The sequence below is a fragment of the Streptomyces sp. NPDC015345 genome (assembly GCF_043078805.1).
Classification (GTDB): Bacteria; Actinomycetota; Actinomycetes; order Streptomycetales; family Streptomycetaceae; genus Streptomyces.
The window spans coordinates 1,042,998-1,065,195 of sequence record NZ_JBIBTX010000001.1; the positions used below are offsets into that span (position 1 = coordinate 1,042,998).

The 22,198-nt window shown below is 73.8% G+C and carries 17 protein-coding genes; 6 read left to right on the forward strand and 11 right to left on the reverse strand.

Features of this window, described 5'->3' with window-relative positions; all coding sequences use genetic code 11:
• Positions 1-171 precede the first annotated feature (171 nt).
• Entirely contained in the window at positions 172-1,188 is a 1,017-nt protein-coding gene (locus ACF062_RS04730) for an aspartate-semialdehyde dehydrogenase (protein ID WP_392135632.1), read from the forward strand.
• A 30-nt stretch (positions 1,189-1,218) separates the two neighbouring features.
• On the opposite strand, the gene ACF062_RS04735 is transcribed toward ACF062_RS04730, so the two are convergent.
• Positions 1,219-2,421, reverse strand: a complete 1,203-nt coding sequence (locus tag ACF062_RS04735) for an MFS transporter (protein WP_392135635.1) — start codon at positions 2,419-2,421, stop codon at positions 1,219-1,221.
• A gap of 109 nt (positions 2,422-2,530) precedes the next feature.
• Here ACF062_RS04735 and ACF062_RS04740 point away from each other — a divergent pair, with 109 nt between their 5' ends.
• The gene (locus tag ACF062_RS04740) at positions 2,531-3,400 is read left to right on the forward strand and encodes a LysR family transcriptional regulator (protein WP_392135639.1); all 870 of its coding nucleotides are present in this window, start codon (positions 2,531-2,533) and stop codon (positions 3,398-3,400) included.
• A 4-nt stretch (positions 3,401-3,404) separates the two neighbouring features.
• Here ACF062_RS04740 and ACF062_RS04745 read toward each other — a convergent pair whose 3' ends face one another.
• Positions 3,405-3,929, reverse strand: coding sequence for a DUF1203 domain-containing protein (locus ACF062_RS04745; protein WP_392135641.1), 525 nt, complete (start codon positions 3,927-3,929; stop codon positions 3,405-3,407).
• A 72-nt stretch (positions 3,930-4,001) separates the two neighbouring features.
• Complete coding sequence (locus ACF062_RS04750) at positions 4,002-5,279, reverse strand: flavin-dependent oxidoreductase (protein WP_392135644.1); 1,278 nt, start codon at positions 5,277-5,279, stop codon at positions 4,002-4,004.
• Between the two features lie 349 nt (positions 5,280-5,628).
• Between ACF062_RS04750 and pepN the strand changes: the two genes are divergently transcribed.
• Positions 5,629-8,205, forward strand: a complete 2,577-nt coding sequence (gene pepN, locus ACF062_RS04755; protein WP_392135647.1) for an aminopeptidase N — start codon at positions 5,629-5,631, stop codon at positions 8,203-8,205.
• A gap of 178 nt (positions 8,206-8,383) precedes the next feature.
• Here pepN and ACF062_RS04760 read toward each other — a convergent pair whose 3' ends face one another.
• Positions 8,384-9,343, reverse strand: a complete 960-nt coding sequence (locus ACF062_RS04760; protein WP_392135650.1) for an ArsR family transcriptional regulator — start codon at positions 9,341-9,343, stop codon at positions 8,384-8,386.
• An 84-nt stretch (positions 9,344-9,427) separates the two neighbouring features.
• Between ACF062_RS04760 and ACF062_RS04765 the strand changes: the two genes are divergently transcribed.
• The gene (locus ACF062_RS04765) at positions 9,428-10,498 is read left to right on the forward strand and encodes an alpha/beta hydrolase family protein (RefSeq protein ID WP_392135652.1); all 1,071 of its coding nucleotides are present in this window, start codon (positions 9,428-9,430) and stop codon (positions 10,496-10,498) included.
• A 164-nt stretch (positions 10,499-10,662) separates the two neighbouring features.
• Here the strand turns inward: ACF062_RS04765 and ACF062_RS04770 are convergent, their stop codons facing one another.
• From ACF062_RS04770 to ACF062_RS04780, 3 genes are all read right to left on the reverse strand, one after another.
• Positions 10,663-11,574, reverse strand: a complete 912-nt coding sequence (locus tag ACF062_RS04770; protein WP_392135655.1) for a LysR family transcriptional regulator — start codon at positions 11,572-11,574, stop codon at positions 10,663-10,665.
• A gap of 51 nt (positions 11,575-11,625) precedes the next feature.
• On the reverse strand, positions 11,626-12,567 hold the full coding sequence (locus ACF062_RS04775) for a DMT family transporter (RefSeq protein WP_392135658.1): 942 nt from the start codon (positions 12,565-12,567) through the stop codon (positions 11,626-11,628).
• A gap of 150 nt (positions 12,568-12,717) precedes the next feature.
• Positions 12,718-14,205: an FAD-dependent monooxygenase gene (locus ACF062_RS04780; protein ID WP_392135660.1), complete on the reverse strand. Its 1,488-nt coding sequence runs from the start codon at positions 14,203-14,205 to the stop codon at positions 12,718-12,720.
• A gap of 99 nt (positions 14,206-14,304) precedes the next feature.
• Between ACF062_RS04780 and ACF062_RS04785 the strand changes: the two genes are divergently transcribed.
• Positions 14,305-14,967 carry a TetR family transcriptional regulator gene (locus tag ACF062_RS04785; protein WP_392135663.1) on the forward strand — a complete coding sequence of 221 codons (663 nt, stop codon included), beginning with the start codon at positions 14,305-14,307 and terminating at the stop codon, positions 14,965-14,967.
• A gap of 101 nt (positions 14,968-15,068) precedes the next feature.
• Here ACF062_RS04785 and ACF062_RS04790 read toward each other — a convergent pair whose 3' ends face one another.
• The 3 genes from ACF062_RS04790 to ACF062_RS04800 are packed head-to-tail and all read right to left on the reverse strand — an operon-like array spanning position 15,069 to position 17,835.
• A complete protein-coding gene (locus ACF062_RS04790) occupies positions 15,069-15,308 on the reverse strand; it encodes a hypothetical protein (RefSeq protein WP_030791007.1) in 240 nt (79 codons plus the stop codon).
• A gap of 20 nt (positions 15,309-15,328) precedes the next feature.
• Positions 15,329-17,479, reverse strand: coding sequence for a 4-alpha-glucanotransferase (gene malQ / locus ACF062_RS04795; protein ID WP_392135666.1), 2,151 nt, complete (start codon positions 17,477-17,479; stop codon positions 15,329-15,331).
• The gene (locus tag ACF062_RS04800) at positions 17,479-17,835 is read right to left on the reverse strand and encodes a hypothetical protein (RefSeq protein ID WP_392135669.1); all 357 of its coding nucleotides are present in this window, start codon (positions 17,833-17,835) and stop codon (positions 17,479-17,481) included. Before ACF062_RS04800 ends, malQ begins: the two co-directional genes overlap by 1 nt.
• Positions 17,836-18,125: 290 nt before the next feature.
• Here ACF062_RS04800 and ACF062_RS04805 point away from each other — a divergent pair, with 290 nt between their 5' ends.
• Positions 18,126-21,230 (forward strand): beta-N-acetylglucosaminidase domain-containing protein, encoded by a 3,105-nt coding sequence (locus ACF062_RS04805; RefSeq protein ID WP_392135672.1) that lies wholly within the window; start codon positions 18,126-18,128, stop codon positions 21,228-21,230.
• Between the two features lie 224 nt (positions 21,231-21,454).
• On the opposite strand, the gene ACF062_RS04810 is transcribed toward ACF062_RS04805, so the two are convergent.
• Positions 21,455-21,991 carry an HNH endonuclease gene (locus ACF062_RS04810; protein ID WP_205039954.1) on the reverse strand — a complete coding sequence of 179 codons (537 nt, stop codon included), beginning with the start codon at positions 21,989-21,991 and terminating at the stop codon, positions 21,455-21,457.
• Between the last annotated feature and the right edge of the window lie 207 nt (positions 21,992-22,198).

Sequence of the window (22,198 nt, forward strand, 5' to 3'; positions counted from 1 at the left end):
CCGCCTTTCCCCTACGACGCCGGGGCCGCCGGAAACGTTCACCGCGAGTGTGGCGTCCCGCACCTCGGACAATGGATTGGACAACCCGGGCCTGGACAGACGCATGATGGAGCCACCCCCCACAGCCAGGCCGAGGTCACGAGGCCGCACGCACATACGGAGGAAGTCCCTGTGAAGGTCGGAATCGTCGGAGCCACCGGTCAGGTCGGCAAGGTCATGCGCAAGATCCTCGTCGAGCGGAAGTTCCCGGTCGACGAGCTGCGCCTGTTCGCCTCGGCCCGCAGCGCCGGCACCGTCGTGGACGGTGTGACCGTCGAGGACGCCTCCACGGCCGACTTCTCCGGCCTGGACATCGTGCTCTTCTCGGCCGGCGGCGCCACCTCCAAGGCCCTCGCCGAGCGGGTCGCCTCGCAGGGCGCCGTCGTGATCGACAACTCCTCCGCCTGGCGCATGGACCCCGAGGTCCCCCTCGTCGTCTCCGAGGTGAACCCGCACGCGGTGGCCAACCGCCCCAAGGGCATCATCGCCAACCCGAACTGCACGACGATGGCCGCGATGCCGGTCCTCAAGCCGCTGCACGCCGAGGCGGGCCTCGAAGCGCTGGTCGTCGCGACCTACCAGGCGGTGTCCGGTTCCGGCCTCGCCGGGGTGGACGAGCTGTTCGAGCAGGTCAAGAAGGTCGGCGAGGACGCCCCGAAGCTCACGCACGACGGCTCGGCCGTCGACTTCCCCGAGCCGGACAAGTACGTCGCGCCCATCGCGTACAACGTCCTGCCGATGGCGGGCTCCATCGTCGACGACGGTCTGAACGAGACCGACGAGGAGCAGAAGCTGCGCAACGAATCGCGCAAGATCCTGGAGATCCCGGAGCTGAAGGTCTCCGGCACCTGTGTGCGCGTGCCCGTCTTCACCGGCCACTCCCTCCAGGTCAACGCCCGCTTCGCGCGTCCGCTGAGCCCCGAGCGCGCCGCCGAGCTGCTCGCGGAGGCCGAGGGTGTCGTCGTCACGGACGTGCCCACGCCGCTGGTCGCCGCGGGCAAGGACGACTCCTTCGTGGGCCGCATCCGCAAGGACGAGACGGTCGACAACGGCCTGGCGTTCTTCATCTCCGACGACAACCTCCGCAAGGGCGCGGCGCTGAACGCCGTGCAGATCGCGGAGCTGGTCGCGGCCGAGCTCAAGGGCTGACCTCAGCCGCGTACGTCCCGACGGGGGCGGTCACCCTTCACGGGTGACCGCCCCTTTCGCGTACGCCACGGTGATCAGCGCCAGCCCGGCGAGGCCGCCGCCCAGCCACAGCACGTCATCGGCGCCGCGGCTGTCCGCGACCCGGCCACCGGCGAACGCGCCGAGGGCGATCGCCACGTTGAAGACCGCGGCGAAGAGCGCCGACGCGGCCTCGCGGGCGTGCGGCGCGGCGGCCATCACCCAGTTCTGGGCGGAGACCGAGACCCCGCCGTACGCCAGGCCCCACGCCACGAGCAGCGCCGCCGACGCGGCGAGCGAGCCGCCCGCGGGCACCAGCAGGAGCACCACCGTGCCGAGCCCCGCGCAGATGGCGAGCAGCGCCCGGCGCGGGTCGCGGGCCGCGACGGCACCGCCCGCGAAGTTGCCGGCGATGCCGGCCGTCCCGTAGGCGAGCAGCAGCCCGCTGATCAGCCCCGCGCCGATGCCGGGCACCCGCTCCAGGACGGGGCGCACGTAGGTGTACGCGGCGAAGTGGCCGGTGACCAGGAGCGTGACGGCGAGCAGCCCGGACCGCAGCCGCCCGATGCGCAGCAGCCGGGCGAAGGCGCCGAGCCGCACGGCCTCTCCGGCGGGCAGCGCGGGCAGGACCATGGCGAGCAGCGCCGTGACCGCCAGCGAGAGCGCGGCGAGCGCCGCGAACCCCCAGCGCCAGCCCGCCAGTTCACCGAGGAGCGTACCCGCGGGGACGCCGAGGACGGACGCCACCGCGATCCCGCTGAAGATCACGGCGGTGGCCCGTCCGGCGGCCGCCTCCTCGCGGACCAGCCGCACCCCGAGACCGGCGGCGATGGCCCACACGCCGCCGATGCACACGCCCACCAGGACGCGCGCGACGAGCAGGACACCGAAGGCGGGGGCGAGCGCCGAGGCCAGGTTGGCGGCGGCGAGCAGCGCCATCAGGGCGCACAGGACCGTACGCCGGTCCGCGCGGCGCACCGCGACGGGCAGCAGCAGGGCGGCGAGCGCCGCGACGAGGCCCGGCAGGGTGACGGCGAGGCCCGCGGTGCCGTCCGAGACGCGCAGGCCGGAGCCGAGGGAGGTGAGGAGGCCGACGGGGAGCATCTCCGTGGTGACGACGGAGAACGTGGCGGTGGCGACGGCGACGACGGCGGGGCCGAGAGGGGCACGGCCCAAGGGGGCCGGGTGTGGGGGGAGTTGTGCGCTCTGTGACATGTCGTCCACCCTCGGGCGTGGCCGCACGCGGAACAACGCCGGAGATCTCATCCTTGTATGAGCCAGGCTCATCGATCCCGCATGAGCATGGCACGGGAGGGGCGCGGACATGCAGGGGCTGGAGATCCGGGAGCTCGAATGTTTCCTCGTGCTCGCCGAGGAGCTGCACTTCGGGCGGACCGGCGAGCGGCTGTACGTCTCGCAGAGCCGCGTCAGCCAGCTGCTCGCCGCCCTGGAGCGCAGGATCGGCGCCCGGCTCGTCGAGCGGACGAGCCGCCGGGTGCGGCTGACTCCGCTCGGCGAGCGCTTCCTGCGGGAACTGCGCCCTTCCTACGACGAGTTGGCGTCTACGGTCGAGCGGGCGCGGGCGGCGGCGCGGGGCGTCGAGGGCACGCTGCGGATCGGCTTCCAGGGGACGGCGGACGCCCGTCTGATGCGGGCCATCGCGGAGTTCCAGGAGCGGCATCCCGCGTGCGTGACGGAGATCGCGGAGATCCCCTTCGCCGATCCGTTCGGCGCGGTGCGCCACGGCGACGTGGACGCGGCGATCGTGCTGCTGCCGGTGGCCGAGCCGGACCTGGTCCTCGGGCCCGTCTTCTCCAGCGAGCGGCAGACCGTCGCCGTCTCGGTGCGGCACGCGTTCGCGGGGCGGGAGTCGCTGACGGCGGCGGAGCTGAAGGACACCCCGCTGATCGCGGCGACGGAGCCCGCGCCGGCGTACTGGCGCGCCGCGCACGCCCCTTCGGACGTCCCCGCGCCCGCGGTCCGCACGCTCCAGGAGGGGCTGACGCTGGTGGCGGCGGACCGGGGCGCGATGCTGCTGTGCCGGCCGACGGCGGAGTACCACGGCCGCAAGGACGTCACGTTCGTGCCGGTGGACGGGCTGTCGGATTCGGTGCTCGGGATGGTGTGGCACCGGGACGGGGAGACGGCGCGCGTGCGGGAGTTCGCACGGGTCCTGGCGGGGGGCGAAAGGTAGCGCGTCAGGCGGGCCTGCGCACCTCGAAGTGGAAGCAGCCGTACTCCACGGCGCGCACGTGCACGAGGGCGGTCTCCGGGTCGGCGAAGGCCTCGTCGAACGCGGCGTCGAAGCCCCGCGTCCCGTCCCGCGGGATCTCCAGCAGGCGCCCGCCGATGATCTGCCCCCGCGCGTTGTAGCGGCGCAGCGTCCGCAGGGCCCCGGCGCGGGAGAAGGGGTAGCCGGCACGCTCCTGTGCCGGTCCCTCGCACGGGTCGGCGTGGATGAAGACGGGGCCCTGCTCGTCGTAGGCGCCGGGGTCCGCGCCGGTCTCGGCGGCCCAGCGGCGCAGGGGCGCGTACGAGACGAGGGCGACGCGCTCACCGGGGGCGACCGGCCGCAGGCAGCAGCGCAGCGGGGATCCGCCCTCGTGGTCGACGTACGGGACGCAGGGACGCCCCGCGTCGTCGGTGTCGCGGAGCCGGGCGAGGGCGTCGGGGGCGATGGGGCGGGGGACGTAGGCGGTGTCGGGGTGCGCGGTGGTGTTCATGGGTCGAGCCTCGCGCGCGGGAGGCGGCGGGGGCTGGCGGTTTTCGGACGTGGCGCTCGCGCCGCGGGGCGGTCAGCCGATGCCCCACGACCCGCGGCTGTTCAGCTCCGCCGCGTCCACGCCGGTGGTCCTGCGGTACGCCGCGCCCAGGGCTGCCAGCTCTTGCGGCGTCAGGACGTCCGTCACGCGCTCGAAGCCGTCCGGGGCCCGCTCCGCGACCGTCTGGAGGACGCGGTCGGCCGGCATGTCGCGGTTGGCGAGGACGAGGGCGTTGACCGCCTCCCTGCGCACCTCCTCGTAGGCCCGCAGCCCCGCCTCGCGGTCCGGCGAGGTGTACGCGAGGCAGCGGGCGAGGACACGGGCGTCCAGGACGGCCTGCGAGCCGCCGTTGGACCCCACCGGGTACATGGGGTGCGCGGCGTCGCCGAGCAGCGTGACGGGGCCCCGGCCCCAGCGGGGCAGCGGGTCCCGGTCGACCATGGGGTACTCCAGGATCTGCCGGGTCGAGGCGAGCAGCGCGGGGACGTCCAGGTCGCCGACGCGCCACCCCGCGTAGTACGGCAGGACGTCCGAGAGCCGCCCCGAGCGGTTCCAGTCGGCGGGCCCCGCCATGGCGTGCCGGTGCGCGCGCGGGAACCGCACCTCCGCCACCCAGTTGAGCAGCGCCCTGCCCCGCTCCTCGGCCGCCCGCGAGATCGGGTAGACGACGAGCTTGGCGGCGGCGTTGCTGCCCGCCACGGCGACCGTGCGGCCGCCGAGCACCGGATGCCACTCGGCGACGCCGCGCCACATCCGGATGCCGCTCCACAGCGGCGGACCCTCGCCCGGGTGCAGCATGGCCCGTACCGCCGAGTGCAGGCCGTCCGCGCCGATCAGGGCCCGGGCCCGCACCGCCTGCTCCCGGCCGCGCGCCACGTCCCGCAGGATCACCCGCAGGGCGGTCCTCTCGCGCTCGGCGAGGCGGACGAAGGCGGTGCCGGTGTGCACCACGTGGTCGCCGAGCCGTTCGCGCACCGCGGCGAGCAGCAGGAGGTGCAGGGCGCCGCGGTGCAGGGAGTACTGCGGCCAGTGGTAGCCGGCCGCGAGGCCGCGGGGCTCGCCCCAGATGCGGTTGCCGTGCCGGTCGAAGTGGACCATGGCGTCCGGCGCCACCGCGGTCGCGGCCAGCTCGCCGCCGAGCCCCAGCTCGGTCAACTCCCGTACGGCGTGCGGCAGGAGGTTGATTCCCACACCGATCGGGCGCGGCTCGTCGCCCGCTTCCACCACGCGTACGTCGATGCCCGCCGCGTGCAGGCTGAGCGCGGCGGTGAGTCCGCCGATACCGGCGCCCGCCACGAGTACGTCGATCATGACTGCCGCGCGGCCGGGCCGGCGCCGCCCGGCCCTTCGGTCCTCAGCATCTCCCGCATCCCCCTGTGGTCACCGTGGTCCCGGCGGGTGGTCGTCAGGCCGTGGTCGGCGGCCTGTCCTGGCCGGGGCGGTCGCGCGGAGCGTAGCGGCACCGCAGCGGGAGAACAATGGCTCGGGCGGCCACGCGAACGCGCATGGAAGGATGGCCGGAAACACCACAAGTCGCACCCCCGAATGACAGAACCATCCGTCTGACCCATCCGTCTGAACCCCCGTCTGAACCACCGTCTGAACCACCGTCTGAACCACCGTCTGACAGACCACTCGTCGTACCCGAGGAGATGACCGCGTGCCCGGCACCAATCTGACCCGCGAAGAGGCGCAGCAGCGGGCGAAGCTGCTGACCGTTGACTCGTACGAGATCGACCTCGATCTCTCAGGAGCGCAGGAGGGAGGCACCTTCCGGTCCGTGACCACGGTGCGCTTCGACTGCGCCGAGGCGGGCGCGGAGACCTTCATCGACCTGGTGGCCCCCGCGGTCCACGAGGTCGTCCTGAACGGTCACTCGCTGGAGGTGGCCGCGGTCTTCCGCGACTCGCGCATCAAGCTGCGGCACCTGGCGGCGGGCCGCAACGAACTGCGGGTCGTCGCCGACTGCGACTACACCAACACCGGTGAGGGCCTGCACCGCTTCGTCGACCCGGTCGACCAACAGGCCTACCTGTACACGCAGTTCGAGGTCCCGGACGCGCGCCGGGTCTTCGCGAGCTTCGAGCAGCCGGACCTCAAGGCGACCTTCCAGTTCACCGTGAAGGCGCCGGACGGCTGGACGGTCGTCTCCAACTCGCCGACGCCCGAGCCCAAGGACTCCGACGGCAACGTCTGGGTCTTCGAGCCGACGCCGCGCATCTCGACGTACATCACGGCCCTGATCGTCGGCCCGTACCACTCGGTGCACTCCTCGTACGAGGGCCCGGACGGGCAGTCGGTGCCGCTCGGCATCTACTGCCGGCCCTCGCTCGCCCAGTTCCTCGACTCGGACGCCATCTTCGAGGTGACGCGGCAGGGCTTCGACTGGTTCCAGGAGAAGTTCGACTACGCCTACCCGTTCGCCAAGTACGACCAGCTCTTCGTGCCGGAGTTCAACGCGGGCGCGATGGAGAACGCGGGCGCGGTGACCATCCGCGACCAGTACGTGTTCCGTTCGAAGGTGACGGACGCGGCGTACGAGACGCGCGCGGAGACCATCCTCCACGAGCTGGCCCACATGTGGTTCGGCGACCTCGTGACGATGGAGTGGTGGAACGACCTCTGGCTGAACGAGTCGTTCGCGACGTACACCTCCATCGCCTGCCAGGCGTACGCGGAGGGCTCGCGCTGGCCGCACTCCTGGACGACGTTCGCCAACTCCATGAAGACGTGGGCGTACCGCCAGGACCAGCTGCCGTCCACGCACCCGATCATGGCGGACATCCGTGACCTGGACGACGTCCTGGTCAACTTCGACGGCATCACGTACGCCAAGGGCGCGAGCGTCCTCAAGCAGCTCGTCGCCTACGTCGGCATGGACGAGTTCTTCCGGGGCGTGCAGGCGTACTTCAAGCAGCACGCGTTCGGCAACACGCGCCTGTCCGACCTGCTGGGCGCGCTGGAGGAGACCAGCGGGCGCGACCTGAAGACGTGGTCGACGAAGTGGCTTGAGACGGCGGGCATCAACGTCCTGCGTCCGGTCGTGGACGTCGACACGCGCGGCGTCATCACGTCCTTCGCGGTCAAGCAGGAGGCCCCGGCGCTGCCCGCGGGCGCCAAGGGCGAGCCGACGCTCCGCCCGCACCGCATCGCGATCGGCCTCTACGACCTGGACGAGACGTCCGGGAAGCTGGTCCGCACCGACCGCGTGGAGCTCGACGTCGACGGCGAACTGACGGCGGTCGACGCGCTGGTGGGCAAGGCCCGCCCCGCGGTGATCCTCCTGAACGACGACGACCTCTCGTACGCGAAGGTCCGCCTGGACACCGAGTCCCTCGCCTTCGTCACGGAGCACATCGGCGACTTCGAGGCGTCGCTGCCGAGGGCGCTGTGCTGGGCCTCGGCGTGGGACATGACGCGCGACGCGGAACTCCCGACGCGGGACTATCTCTCCCTGGTCCTCTCCGGCATCGGCAAGGAGTCCGACATCGGCGTCGTGCAGTCGCTGCACCGCCAGGTGAAGCTGGCCCTCGACCTGTACGCGGCGCCCGCGCGCCGCGAGGAGGCGCTGACGCGCTGGACGGAGGCGACGCTGTCCCACCTGCGGGCCGCGGAGCCGGGCAGTGACCACCAGCTCGCGTGGGCCCGTGCCTTCTCGGCGACGGCCCGCACGGACGCGGAACTGTCGCTCCTTGAGCGGCTGCTCGACGGCTCGGAGACGATCGAGGGCCTGGCCGTCGACACGGAGCTGCGCTGGGCGTTCGTGGGCCGGCTCGCGGCGACGGGCCGCCTCGACGAGGCGGGGATCGCGGCGGAGCTGGAGCGGGACAAGACGGCGGCGGGCGAACGCCACGCGGCTTCCGCGCGGGCCGCGCGGCCCACCGCGGAGGCGAAGGCGGCGGCCTGGGCCTCGGTCGTCGAGTCCGACACGCTGCCCAACGCCGTGCAGGAAGCGGTGATCGGCGGCTTCGTCCAGACGGATCAGCGGGAGCTGCTCGCGCCCTACACGGAGAAGTTCTTCGCGGCGGTCAAGGACGCGTGGGACTCCCGGTCCCACGAGATGGCCCAGCAGATCGCCGTCGGCCTCTACCCGGCGCTCCAGGTCTCCCAGGCCACGCTGGACGCCACGGACGCGTGGCTCGCCTCGGCGAACCCGTCCGCGGCCCTGCGGCGGCTGATCACGGAGTCGCGGGCGGGGGTGGAGCGGGCCCTGCGGGCGCGCTCGGCTGACGTCTAGCGGTTTGGCGCGGCGGGGCGGGGCCCTCCGGGGGGTGGCTGGTCGTTGGCTTCGGCTGCGGGCGGCCGGGGGCCGCGCCCCGCGGCTTTGGGCTGCGGGGCGCGGCTCACCGCGGTGCTGCGGCACCTGGAGGCGAAGGCTGACGTGGTCGGCTCCGTCTCGTGGCGAACTACGGCGGTCAGGCACCCACGACCAGCGTGCCGAGGGCCGTGCGCCGGTGGGTGACCGAGCGGCCGGTGCGGGTCGTCGTCGCCATGCCCGCCGATCTCAGCGCGGCCGCATGGGACGAAGCTGCCGCATTGCTGACCTGGAGGGCGCGGGCCAGTGATGTGGTGGTGTGAGGTTCGGCGAGCAGGCCCAGGGCTTCCAGCCGTGTGCGGCCCAGGAGGGCGGCCAGGGCCTCGGTGGAGGCGACCGGACCCCCAACGGCGGGCGGGAGCCCGGCACCGGCTGGGTACGTCAGGACCGCGGGATGACCCGGGGTGTCCTGGAGAAGTGGGCCCGCCGGGTGATGGAAGGTGGGCAGCAGGAGCAGACCGCGCCCGTCGAGGCAGACGTCGCGGTCCGGCGCCGCGCCGGGCCATTCCCATACGCCCTCGTGGAGCCGGCTGCCTGGAGCCAGGCCGGTCAAGGCGGCGGCCACGCCGTGCTCGGCGGCCGTCAGGGCGTAGCGGGTGAACTCCTCGCGGTGCAGATCCTGCACGACGGACCAGACCGGGGCCAGGACCGTCTCGAACGCGGCCCGCTGCGCGCGGTGCAGGGTGTGCCAGGCGGTCTCGTCGCCCGCGTGCAGGCCTCGGATCCAGCGAGGTACGGGCACCGCCCCGTAGACCCGCTCCAGCTCGGATCGGACGAGACCGGGGCTGGTGGCTCGGATCTGTTCGAAGCCGTCGGCCATGGTGTCGCCGATGACGTCGAGAAAGGAGGGCGGGCGGCCTTCCGGAACCAGATCGGCGAGTGGGCCGGCGGTGGCTGGGAGAGAGCGCAGGATGCGGCCGCGCCACGGCGCGAACAGCGGCGGCCCGCCACGCCGGACCACGGCTGTCGTCAAGGCGGCGTGCAGCTCCTGGAGCGGCGCCGGGCGGGGTGTGAACCGGATACGGGCGAAGTCCTCCGCGGTGAAGCGGACTCGCAGCACTCGCACAACTCCTCGTCCTGGGCCAGCCTTTCGGCCAGGGCCTGAACTCTCGCGTCGTTCGGGCCCCGCCTCAAGGATGCTCGCATGACGTCTCGACGCACCCTTTTGAAGGGCACCCTGTTCGGGAGTGCCGCCGCCCTGCTGCCCACGGCTGCGCCCGCATCCGATGGCGGCTCCATCCCCCGGCTGCCCCCGCCCGCCGGCCCGTACCCCGTAGGCATGCGGACGGTCCATCTGACGGACCCGTCCCGGACCGACCCATGGGTGGGCGGCGTGCGCGAATTGATGCTGACCGTTCTGTACCCGGCCCGATCGGTACACGGCTTCAGCCGGGCCCGTCAGCTCACCCCGGTCGAGGCCAGGGAGTTCGCCGGCCTCGCGCCCCACGTCCATCCCGGACTGCCACAGCCGGGAACGGTGGACTGGGGCGCGGTCCTCACCCACGGGCACGTGGGTGCGCCACCGCTTCCCGGGCGTCGGCCTGTGCTGGTGTACTCACCCGGCGGCGGCGACTCCCGCACGCTCGGCACGACCCTCGCGGAGGACCTGGCGAGCCACGGTCGAGTGGTCGTCCTCGTCGACCACCCCGGTGACGCCTCCCAGGTGGAGCTGCCGACCGGGCTGCGGACGACCGTCCTGTTCGGGCCGCCGGACCCGGCGACCTTCCGCACGATGGTGGACACCCGGATCGCGGACCTCCAGCTGGTCCTGGGCCGGCTCAGCGACCTCCCGCTCGCCCGGTTCATGGACTCCCGCCGGATCGGGTTGTACGGGCACTCCGCGGGCGGCACGGCGACGGTGTACGCGGCCCATGACGACCGCCGGGTCGGCGCGGTGGTGAACCTGGAGGGCTATCTCGACCTGTACCCGAAGCTGGCCGGCCTCGAGCGGCCGCTGCTGCTGTTCCGCACCGACGGATTCGACGGCGCCGCCCGCATCGAGTCGTCCTGGGCGGGGCTTCCCGGCCGCCGCGTGCTGCTCCCCGACGCGAACCACTGGGCGTTCACCGACTACGGCTCGCTCGTCCCTCGGCTCCAGGCCTCCGGTCTCGTGACAGCGACGGCACGGACCGCGCTCGTCGGCCCCGGCGACCCTGCGGTGACACTCGCTGCGGTACGGCGCCGGGTGGGGACCTTCTTCGCCCGTCATCTGTAGCAACGGGACCACGAGGCGGCGGCGGGCGGCCTGCTCCAGCCCACAGGGGCGTCGGTCGTCGCGGCCGACAAGACCGACGACGTGCGCACCGCGTACCCGGAGGGCAGCCCCATCGCCTCCACCGCCGGGTGATGGGCGGGTGGGACATCCGCGCGGAGCGCGGCTCAGACGGGACGCTCCACCACAACCCCCCGCAACGCTGCCAGCACCCGGGACACCCCCGCCCCACCCGCCGCCCCCCTCCTCACCGCCGCGATCACATGCCGCCGCGGCCGGTCCTCCGCGAGGCCCCGCATCACCACCCCGTCCCGCCGCACCGCCGCCATCCGCGGCACCAACGCCACCCCCATCCCCGCCTCCACCATCGCGAGGATCGCCGTCCACCCGGAAGCCGAATGCGCCTGCTCCGGAGTGAACCCGGCCCCCTCGCACGCCGCCCGCGTGATCTCCGACCAGGGTCCACTCCCCCCGAAGATCCACGGCTCCCCCGCCAGATCGGCCAGCCGCAGCCCCTCGGCCGCCGCCAGCGGATGGTCACCGGGGAGCGCCACGTCCAGGGGGTCGGCGACGAGCGACTCCCGAGTGAAACGCGTGTCCGCGTCGGACGGGGCCGGCGCCTGCACCGCGAGGGACAGCGCGACGTCCACCTCCCCCGCCGCGAGCAACTCGTACGCCTCCGCCGCCTCGGTCTCCCGTACCCGTACGGAGATGCCCGGCGCGGCCTCCCGCAGCGCCCGCACCGCCGGCACGACGAGCGCGGGCACGGCGGTCGAGAACGCCCCCACCCGCACCTCCCCCGCCTCGCCCTGCACGTAGGCCGCCAACTCCGCGTCCGCCCGCTCCAGTTGGGCGAAGACCGCTTCCGCGTGCCGCAGCACGAGATGGGCCGCGTCGGTCAGCCGCACCCGGCGGCCATGGGCCTCCAGAAGCGGTACGCCGAGCTGCTTGGCGAGGTTGGACAGCTGCTGCGACACCGCCGACGGCGTCATGCGCAGGACCTGCGCCGTCGCCGTGACGGTGCCCCGTTCACTCAACGTACGCAGGATCTGGAGCTTCTTGATGTCCCACTCGCTCATGGGGTCAACGTACCGACCGGCCGACAGGCCCGGCCGCACCCCCGCCCGCCCCTACTTCGCGCGGGCCGCGCCGAGCACGACCCCGCCGAGGATCAGCCCCATGCACAGCACCTGGAGCCACCCCATCGCCTCGCCGAGGAGCGCGAAGGAGAGCAGGGCCACGCAGACCGGCTGGAGGTAGTAGACGACTCCGGCGCGGGCGGCGCCGATGATCGAGACGGCCTTGTTCCAGGCGAAGAAGGCGACCGCCGAGGAGACCACGCCCACGTACAGGAGCGGCGAGACCGTGCCGGCCGTCGGTTCGAACCCGCCCTGCACGGCGTAGCTGACGACGAACACCGGCAGCAGCATCAGCGCGCCGAGCACGAACGTCGTGAAGAGGAAGGGCAGTCCGCCGATCGCCGCGGGCTTGCGCCTGAGCAGCGCGCTGTACGAGCCGAAGGAGAACGCCGCCGCGATCACCCACAGGTCGCCGACCGCCAGGTCCATGACGAGGGAACCCTTGCTGACCAGCAGCAGGACGCCCGCGCAGGCGACGAGCATGCCGGTGACACGGCGCGCGCCGAGCCGGGTGCCGCCGAGGCGTTCGTGGACGGCCATCAGGACGGGCGACGCGGCCATGATCATGCCCATGTTGCCGGCGGTGGTCGTCAGGCCGGCCTGGTTCACGAGGGTGTTGTAGACGGTGACGCCCAACAGGGCGGCGAGCAGCAGGAAACGGAGGTGCTCGCGCAGCAGCTTCCGCTGCCGCCAGGTCTCCCGCACCGCGAACGGCGCCACCGCCACGATGGCGATGATCCAGCGCCAGAACGCGTGCTGAATGGGCGGGACGGAGTCGTGCAGGGCACGGGAGGTGACGAAGCTGCCCGACCAGACGACCGTGGCGAGTGCCGCGAGGGCGAGGCCGACGCCTATGGGCCGCGCGGCCTTCGCCGTGGCGGTCGCCACGGCGGCCGCGGGGGTGGGAGCGGGGGTCCGGTCGAGGAGTGCCACGAGGTATCCCTTGCCTCTCTCCCCGCCTCGGCGGGGTGTCTCGGTGTGTTGCGCGGCGTGTTGCGCGATGTGCTTGCGCGACGTTTCGCGCAACCACCGTGACACCGTGACACCCTGACACCAATCAGGTCCATCGAAAGTTTTTGCTGTTTAGTTGTAGGGAAACTGAATGGTTGTGGGGCGGCGCTCCCCCGCCCACGCCACGTACCCGTCCGGCCGCACCAGGAGCCACATGCGTCGCGCGCTCGCCCAGTGCGCCACCACCGCACGTCCCGCCTCCCGCCCGCACTCCTCGCCCTGCGGCGCGATGAGGACGAACTCGCCCGCGCGCAGGACTTCGTAGAGCCGCCCTTCCTTGAGCGCGACGTCGGGGGCCCGCCGCCCGACGAGGCGGTGGGCGCCCCTCGGGGCCGGGTAGGCGAAGCCGATGCCCGTGACCGTGCCGAGCACCTTCGTCCGGACCGGACGCACATGGGTGGCGACGGCGGCGAGCACCGCCCGGGCGCCCCGCGTCCACGCATGCTTGGCCATCGCGAGGCGGACGAGCGCGCCGCTGGTGCGCAGGACCGTCTTGCCGACCGGGTGCCGCTCGGCGTGGTAGGTGTCCAACAGCCTGTCCAACGAGCCGCCCAACACCCCTTGCGGCGCACGGCCGTTGACGGCGGCCGCCAGCTTCCAGCTCAGGTTGGCCGCGTCCTGGAGCCCCGTGTTCATCCCCTGGCCGCCGGCCGGTGAGTGGATGTGAGCGGCGTCCCCGGCGAGGAAGACCCGGCCCACGCGGTACGCGGGCGCCTGCCGCTCGTCGCTGTGGAAGCGGGACATCCAGCGGGGGTCGTGCATCCCGAAGTCCCGGCCGAGCGCCGCCCGGACGATCTCCTTGACCTCGTCGAGGCCGAGCGGCTCGCTGTCGGCGACGTCGCGGGCGCGGTTCCAGCCGATGACGCGGTGGTAGCCGTCGGCGAAGGGCGCGATGAAGGCGAAGGCGTCACCGACGGCGTTGACGGTGAGCAGCGTCGGCGGCGGCTCGGCGAGCCTGACGTCGGCGAGGACGAGCGAGCGGATGACGGACCTGCCGGGGAAGGGCAGCCCGACCGCCTCGCGCACCGCGCTGCGCAGACCGTCGGCGCCGACCGCGTAGGCCGCGCGCAGCGTGCCCGGCCCGCCCTCGGCGCCCCGGACTTCGATGCTCACCCCGTCGGCGTCCTGGGTGAGGCCGACGACCTCCGTCTCGTACGCGAACCGCACCCCGGCCTCCGCCGCCCGCCGCTCCAGGACCCGCTCGACCTCGTACTGCGGCAGGACCAGGACGTGCGGGAAGCGGGAGGGCAGCCGCGCGAGGTCGAGCGAGAAGCGGTCGAAGAGGCGCAGTCTGCCGAGCGGCTCCCCCTTGGCCTCCAGTGCGTCGGCGAGGCCGCGGGCGTCGAGCTGCTCCAGCGTGCGGGCGTGCACGACCATCGCGCGGGAGAGGTTGCTGATGCCGGGCGCCCGCTTCTCCACGAGGGTGACGGGGACGCCCGCCGCGGCGAGGTCCCCGGCGAGCAGCAGCCCGGTGGGCCCCGCCCCCACGACCACGACGCCGCCGCCGTCCGTGCCCGCCGCGCTCTCGGTGGTGCCTTTGTCCCCGGTCGTACCGTTCATGGCCGCCTCCTGATGCCAACACCTGTTGGTCAACGCTTGTTGGCCACGGTAGAACTGCCGCTATGGACTGTCAACAGATGTTGGCCTACGTTTGTTGGCATGACCGAGAGAGCCCACGCCACCGCCGAGCCGCCCGCCGATCCCGAGCCCCCGGCCTCGCCCGCCCCGGCCTCCGCCACATCCCCCACAGCCCCCGCGTCCGCCGCCCCGCCCCGCCGCTCCGACGCCACCCGCGCCGGCATCCTCGCGGCGGCCCGCGAACGGTTCGCCGCCGACGGGTACGAGCGCGCCACGATCCGCGCCATCGCCCGGGACGCGCGGATCGACCCGTCGATGGTGATGCGCTACTACGGCAACAAGGAGGGCCTCTTCGCGGCCGCCACCTCGGTCGACCTGCGGATGCCGGACTTCACGCGGGTGCCGCGCGAGGACGTGGGGCGGCACCTCGTGACCCACGTCCTGGACGTGTGGGAGGACGCGGGCGAACTCACCGCGCTGCTCCGCGTGGGCATCACGAACAAGGCGGGCGCCGAGCGCATGCGGGAGATCTTCGCCGAGCAGCTGCTGCCGGTGGCGCGCGAGGTCTGCCCGGATCCGGCCGAGGCGCCGACGCGGGCCGCGCTCTGCGCCGCGCAGGTGCTCGGCCTCGCGCTGACGCGCTACGTCCTGCGGTTCCCGCCGTCGGCCGCGCTGACGCGGGAGGAGATCACGGACTGGCTGGCGCCGACGCTCCAGCGCTATCTGACGGCCGACCGGCCCTGAGGGCGCCTGAACGCACGCCGAGGGCCCGGTCCACCGACGTGCGCGACTTGCGCGTACGCCGACGGACCGGGCCCTCGGACGAGGCTACGAAACGGGTGGCGTCAGCCCTGCTTCTGCTGCTTGCGGGACTTGTCGCCGACCATCACGAGGCCCGCGATCACCAGGAACAGCACGATGGGCGCGGCGACATAGAGGCCGAGCGTGTCGATGACACTCAGGCCGGGGCCCGGGTCGTCGCCGTCGTCGCGCGTGAGCGCGAGCGCGGGGGACGACATGAGCAGCATCATCAGCGTCGTGCCGGAGGCCAGGGCGCCGGCGCGCAGAGCGTTCTTCTTGTCCACGGTGCAAACGTAGCGAACTCCTAAACGGGGCGCGCGCCCGGGGGTGCCGTACGCGCCGTGTCATCGCTCTCCGCGCCCTCCCGGAAGACGGCCATGAACGCGTGCAGGCGCGGCGAGGCGGCCAGCTCCTCCAGGGTGACGGGGCGTCCGGTGGCGTCGGCGACCGGCAGCCGCCAGTTGGGGTACTGGTCCCAGGTGCCGGGGAGGTTCTGCGGGCGGCGGTCGCCGACCGCGTCCGGCAGCCAGACGCCGATCATGCGGGCCGGGGTGGCGAGCAGGAAGCGGTGCAGGGCGCGGATCTCGTCCTCCTCGCAGCCCGTCCCGCCGGGCAGCATCCCGAACCGGCAGAGCAGGCCGAGCCACTCGCGCACGTCGAGGGCGGCCTCGGCCCGCTCCTCGGCCAGGGGGCGGGTCAGCAGGCCGAGTTCGTGGCGGAGTTGCACGTGCTCGCCGGTGAGGCGGGCGGCGGTCGGCGGCAGGTCGTGCGTGGTGGCGGTGGCCACGCAGTCGGTGCGCCACGCCTCGGCGGGCAGCGGGCGGCCGGTGCCCGCCCAGTCCCGTTCGAACCAGAGCACCGAGGTGCCGAGCACGCCGTGCTCGCGCAGCGTCTCGCGCACGCCCGGCTCGACGGTGCCGAGGTCCTCGCCGATGACGAGCGCGTCCGCGCGGTCCGCCTCCAGGGCGAGGACGGCGAGCATCGCCTCGGCGTCGTAGTGGACGTACGTCCCCTCGGTGGGCTCGCGGCCTTCGGGCACCCACCAGAGGCGGAACAGACCCATGACGTGGTCGATGCGCAGGGCCCCCGCGTGCCGCAGCAGTCCGCGTACGAGGGCGCGGTAAGGGGCGTAACCGGACTCCGCGAGGCGGTCCGGGCGCCAGGGCGGCAGGCCCCAGTCCTGGCCGCGCGCGTTGAACGCGTCCGGCGGGGCCCCGACCGTCATGCGCGGCGCGAAGTGGTCCTGCTGGGCCCAGGCGTCAGCACCGCCCGGGTGCACGCCGACCGCGAGGTCGTGCACCAGGCCGATGTCCATGCCCGCGTCGCGGGCGGTGCGCTGGGCGGCGGACAGCTGGGCGTCGGTGAGCCAGGCGAGGCGGCAGTGGAAGTCGACGCGGTCCATCAGCTCGCGCCGGGCCCGGACGGTCGCGGGCGAGGACGGGTCGCGCAGGGCCGCCGGCCAGGAGTGCCAGTCGGGGCCGTGGACCTCGGCGAGGGCGTACCAGGTGGCGTGGTCCTCAAGAGCGGCGCCCTGTTCGGCGAGGAAGGCGTGGTAGTCGGCACGGCGGCCGGGGCCGAGGGGCACCTCGTGGAGCAGTTCGAGGGCTTCGCGCTTGAGGGCCCAGACCTCGTCCCGGTCGATCAACCGGCCCTCGCGCAGGACCCCTTCGCGCAGCGCCCCGGCACGGCGGCGCAGGGCGTCGGCGCGGTCGCGGGCGTCCCCCGTCAGCCGGGCGAACTCCGGGACGGCCTCGACCCGCAGGTGTACCGGGTCGGGGAAGCGGCGGGAGGAGGGGCGGTACGGGGACGGGTCGCCGCCCGGGCCTTCGGGCGGGCTCGGCACGGCGGCGTGCAACGGGTTCACCTGCACGAACCCGGCGTTCAGGGCGTGGCCGGACCAGGCGGCGAGCTCGGCCAGGTCGCCGAGGTCGCCCATGCCCCAGGAGTCGCGGGACAGCAGGGAGTACAGCTGCACCAGCAGCCCGTGCGTACGGCGCGGCGGGGTCTTGATCCGGCGGGGGGCGGCGATGAGGTGGGCCTCGGCGCGGCGCCCGTCGGGGCTCCGTACGAGAAGCCGGTGCACGCCGGGCGGCAGCCCTGCCGGGCCTTCGGGCGCGGGGGCGGCAGCGTCCGCCGGAGGCGCCGTCCACTCGATCACCTCGCCCCGCTCGGCCTCCACCCGCACCCGTGTCCCCCGCGGCAGCCCCGCGAGGGGTGCGGCCTCGGACAGGGGTTCGTCCGTCCAGGCGACCACCGTCGGCGGGAGCAGGCGTTCGGCCAGGTGCGCCTCGCGCGCGGCGAGGGCGGCGCGGATCGCCTCGGGGCCGCTCGCGTCCACACCGAGCGCGGCGAGGGCCGCGACGACCGCGGCGTCGCTGACGGGGACGGTGCGCCCGGGGGACGGGGAGTAGGAGGTGGCCACCCCGTACGAGGCGGCCAGCCGGGAAAGGGCCATCAGACCCCCATGGGGTCCAGGCCCGAGGCCATACCGGTGGCGGTGGGCTCGCTGGTGAGGGGGGCGGCGTCGGCGAGGGGCGGCTCGCTGGTGAGCGGCGCGGCGTCGGCGAGCGGGGGCTCGCTGGTGAGCGGCGGCTCCAGGCAGGTGCAGGAGGAGGAGCCGTCGAGGCCCGAGTCGGGGCCGGAGACCTGGCGCGTGTCCGGGCCGGCGGCCTGGCGCGCGCCGAGGCCGGAGAGCCGGCGCGAGTGGGGACCGGAGATGAGATGCGTGCCGGGGGCGGAGACCAGATGCGTGTCGGGGGCGGGGACCTGTTTGGAGAGGGCGGAGAGCAGAAGATTCGCGGAAGCGGCCACGTGGGGGCTCCTAATCAGGGGGCAGGTCACGGCAGCCCTACCCACTGCGCGGGGCCGCAGACGTATAGCGTGCATCAACGTGACCCTGGTCACAATTGCTTCTCCCGTGCGGGAGTTGCTTCGCGGGAGGTCGCGCGAAGGGCCCGGAGCCCCGTGGTCCGCGCATGTTCCGCGAAGAATCCCCCACCTCTTCCTCACTTCCGTTGACACCCCCGGCACCTCAGTGGTGGGCTCACTGCACACGTGACGTCAGGGCCCCCAGCGGAACGAGGCGAGAACGAGGAGTGGGCGTGCAGGTGCGGCGCAGGAAGGGCGCGGTCGCCATCGCGGCAGCCGTCATCGCGGGTGCGCTCGGCGGTGCGCCCGGCGCCATGGCGGCCCCGGGCCCGGGCGGGCCCAGCGCTCCGGCCACCTCCCCGGACAGTGGCAGCGACGGCATCGGCTCCGGTGACCGTGGGAGCGGCGCCGCGCTGCCGTCCGTCTGGCCGCGCCCCCAGTCGATGGACTCCGCCGGGAACGCCGTCACCGTGAGGGACGACGTCGTCCTCGTGACACCGGCCCACGACGGCCGAGGCGGCCGGGGCGACCGGAGCGGCACGCTCGGCGAGGACTCCGGCGACGCCTTCGACCCGTACGCCCTCGAAGCGCTCCGCGAAGTACTGCACGACGCCGGTGCCCGCCGTGTCACCGAGGTGCGCGAAGGCGAGCCGCTGCCCACGGGCGGCGCCCTCGTCGTGCGCGTCGGCGGTCCCGGCGCCGAGCGGGCCCTGCGCGTCCTCGGCGCCGGTGAGCGCGGCGACCTGCCGTCGGGCGGGTACCGCCTGGCCGTCGGCCGCGTCGACGGGCGCGACACCGTCGCCCTCGCGGGAGCCGGCGAGGACGGCCTCTTCCACGGGGTGCAGACCCTGCGGCAGCTCACCGGCGGGGCGGGCCCGGCGAAGGGCGCCCGCACCCTGCCCGGCGTCCGGATCCGCGACTGGCCCGGCACCGCCGTGCGCGGACTGACCGAGGGGTTCTACGGCACCCCCTGGACCCGCGAGCAGCGCCTGGCCCAGCTCGACTTCATGGGCCGCACCAAGCAGAACCGCTACCTCTACGCCCCCGGCGACGACCTCTACCGCCAGGCCCGCTGGCGCGAGCCCTACCCGGCGGACCAGCGCGCGGACTTCCGGGCCCTCGCCGCCCGCGCCAAGGCCAACCACGTCACGCTGGCCTGGGCCGTCTCCCCCGGCCAGGCGATGTGCATGTCGTCCGACCGGGACCTCAGGGACCTCACCCGCAAGATCGACGCGATGTGGGCGCTCGGGGTGCGGGCCTTCCAGCTCCAGTTCCAGGACGTCAGCTACAGCGAGTGGCACTGCGAGCGGGACGCCGAGACGTTCGGCAGGGGCCCTAAGGCCGCCGCGAAGGCACAGGCCAGGGTGGCCAACGCCGTCGCCGCGCACCTGGCCGGGCGCCACCGGGGCGCCGAGCCGCTCTCCCTGATGCCGACCGAGTACTTCCAGGACGGCACGACCGCGTATCGCGCGGCCCTCTCGGCCGGCCTTGACCACCGGGTGCAGGTGGCCTGGACCGGCGTCGGCGTGGTCCCCAAGACCATCACGGGGCGCGAACTGGCGGGCGCCCGCGAGGCGTTCGGCCCGCACCCGCTGGTCACGATGGACAACTACCCGGTCAACGACTTCGCGCAGGACCGTATCTTCCTCGGCCCCTACACCGGCCGCCAGCCCGCCGTCGCCACCGGCTCGGCCGCCCTCCTCGGCAACGCCATGGAGCAGCCCGCCGCCTCCCGCATCCCGCTCTTCACTGCCGCGGACTACGCCTGGAACCCCCGCGCGTACCGCCCGCACGAGTCGTGGCTCGCCGCGATCGACGACCTCGCGGGCGGTGACGTGAAGGCGCGGGGCGCGCTGCGGGCGCTGGCGGGCAACGACGCCTCCTCCGTGCTCGGCGCCGACGAGTCGGCGTACCTGCGGCCCCTGATGGACGACTTCTGGCGTGCGCGCACGACGACGGACCGCGCCCGCATCGACTCCTCCGCCCGGCGGCTGCGCGCGGCGTTCGGTGTGATGCGCGAGGCGCCGCGGCGGCTCGCGGGCAGCGCGCTCGACGGCGAGGTGCGCCCGTGGATCGAGAAGCTGGCGCTGTACGGCGAGGCCGGTGAGGCGGCCGTGGACATGCTGCGCGCGCAGGCGCACGGTGACGGCGCGGGCGCCTGGCGTGCCTCGCGCGAGCTGACGAAGCTCGGCAAGGAGCTGCGGGCCAATGGCGTCACCGTCGGCGAGGGCGTCCTCGACCCGTTCCTGACGCGGGCCCGGAAGGCGTACGCGTCCTGGGCGGGGCTCGACGGCGGGCGGGCATCGGACGGCGCGACGGCGAGGTTCGGCCGTGAGCGTCCGCTCGCGGCGGTGACGGCGCTGACCGACCCGGGCGCCAAGGGCAGCGTCGAGGTGCACGTGCCCGGGAAGGGCTGGCGGCGCGTCGGGTCCCTCGCCAGGAGCGGCTTCACCGAACTGGACCTCACCCGGGCGGTCGAGGGTGAGGGCGCGAAGAAACCCGGCGAGGACGGGGACGCGAAGAAGCACGGCGAGGGCGTACGCGCCGACGCCGTCCGCGTCTCCCTCACCGACGGCACGGGTACGGTGCGCCATGTCGTCCCCTGGTACGCCGACGCCCCCGAGGCCCGGCTCTCGCTGGCCCGCACCGAGGCCGACGCGGAGATCGGCGGGGAGCCCCGCGAGGTCACGGCGAAGCTGCGCTCCCTGCGGCCCGGCAGCCTGCGCGGGCAGGTCGAGGCCAAGGCGCCGAAGGGCATCGAGGTGCGGGTGCCGGCGCGGACCACGCTGCCGCGCGGCACGGAGGTGGAGGTGCCGGTCGGGATCAGCGTCGCCGCGGGCACGCGGGCGGGGACGTACGAGATCCCGGTGTCCTTCGGGGACGAGACGCGCACGGTCCTGGTACGCGCCTATCCGCGCACGTCGGGCCCGGACCTGGCGCGCGGCGCGAAGGCCTCGTCGTCGGGCGACGAGACCAAGGACTTCCCGGCGTCGGCCGCGAACGACGGCGATCCGTCGACCCGCTGGTCCTCGCCCGCCGAGGACGGCGCGTGGTGGCAGGCGGAGCTGGCGGAGCCGGTGCGGCTCGGCCAGGTCGTGCTGCGCTGGCAGGACGCGTACGCGGCGGAGTACCGCGTGCAGACGTCGGCGGACGGCAGGACGTGGCGCACGGCCGCGACCGTGCGGGACGGCAGGGGCGGGCGCGAGGCGATCCGCATGGACGAGCCCGGGACGCGCTACCTCCGTATCCAGGGCGACAAGCGCGCCACCCGCTTCGGCTGCTCGCTCTGGTCGGTCGAGGCGTACGCGGTCGCGGACGGGCAGCGGCCGCGCGGCTAGGGCCTGTCTGACAATTCCCGCCTGCCTCGCGACGCCATGCACGCACTCTCGCCGCACCGGGCGCAGAGCCAAGTACATCCAGTACGAGGCCCTACGCCCGGCACGCCGAGAGCACGCACCTGACGCCGCGAGGCCGCCCTCCGGGCGACGACGCGAATTGTCAGACAGGCCCTAGCGCACCGCGCGGCGAACGCCCCACCTACGACGAAGGCCCGGATCGTTTCCTAGGCGGAAATGCCATCGATCCGGGCCATCGCGTCGTCCGCGCCGAACGGCTGCAAGTACGGCAGCCAGCGCGGATCCCTGTGTCCGGTCCCGATGATGCGCCACGCGAGGCCCGAGGGCGGCGCGGGCTTGTGCCGCAGCCGCCAGCCGAGCTCCATGAGGTGCCGGTCGGCCTTGACGTGGTTGCAGCGGCGGCAGGCGGCCACCACGTTCTCCCAGGCGTGCTGTCCGCCCCGGCTCTTGGGAACGACGTGGTCGACGCTGGTTGCGACGCCACCGCAGTACATGCACCGACCGCCGTCGCGGGCGAACAGCGCCCGCCTGGTCAGAGGAACGGGCCCCCGATAAGGGACCCGGACGAACCGCTTGAGGCGGACCACGCTGGGTGCGGGGACGGTGCGAGTCGCACTGTGCATGAAGGCGCCGGATTCCTCGAGGCAGAGAGCCTTGTTCTCCAGGACGAGGACGAGCGCGCGGCGGAGCGGTACGACGCCGAGGGGCTCGTACGACGCGTTGAGGACCAGGACGTGCGGCACGGATGCCTCCTATAACGCCGGCGGCGCGTGGCTCGCGCCGGGACGATCTGTGGACAGTCTCCCCTCATGCCTGGTCGAAGCGCCAGCATGTACCGGTAACGGGCTCGAAGTGTTTTCGACCACAGCGACATGCCACCGGCACGTCACCTGCTTCTTGCCCAGGTGAGCCCCGTCTCTCCCTCGAACATGACAACGATCCACACACAA

Coding starts and splice junctions, on each gene's coding strand:
- ACF062_RS04785 (WP_392135663.1), top strand. CDS start 14,305: ATGACCGAGAGAGCCCACGCCACCGCCGAGCCGCCCGCCGATCCCGAG.
- ACF062_RS04765 (WP_392135652.1), top strand. CDS start 9,428: ATGACGTCTCGACGCACCCTTTTGAAGGGCACCCTGTTCGGGAGTGCC.
- ACF062_RS04735 (WP_392135635.1), bottom strand. CDS start 2,421: ATGTCACAGAGCGCACAACTCCCCCCACACCCGGCCCCCTTGGGCCGT.
- ACF062_RS04750 (WP_392135644.1), bottom strand. CDS start 5,279: ATGATCGACGTACTCGTGGCGGGCGCCGGTATCGGCGGACTCACCGCC.
- ACF062_RS04770 (WP_392135655.1), bottom strand. CDS start 11,574: ATGAGCGAGTGGGACATCAAGAAGCTCCAGATCCTGCGTACGTTGAGT.
- ACF062_RS04745 (WP_392135641.1), bottom strand. CDS start 3,929: ATGAACACCACCGCGCACCCCGACACCGCCTACGTCCCCCGCCCCATC.
- ACF062_RS04740 (WP_392135639.1), top strand. CDS start 2,531: ATGCAGGGGCTGGAGATCCGGGAGCTCGAATGTTTCCTCGTGCTCGCC.
- ACF062_RS04780 (WP_392135660.1), bottom strand. CDS start 14,205: ATGAACGGTACGACCGGGGACAAAGGCACCACCGAGAGCGCGGCGGGC.
- malQ (WP_392135666.1), bottom strand. CDS start 17,479: ATGGCCCTTTCCCGGCTGGCCGCCTCGTACGGGGTGGCCACCTCCTAC.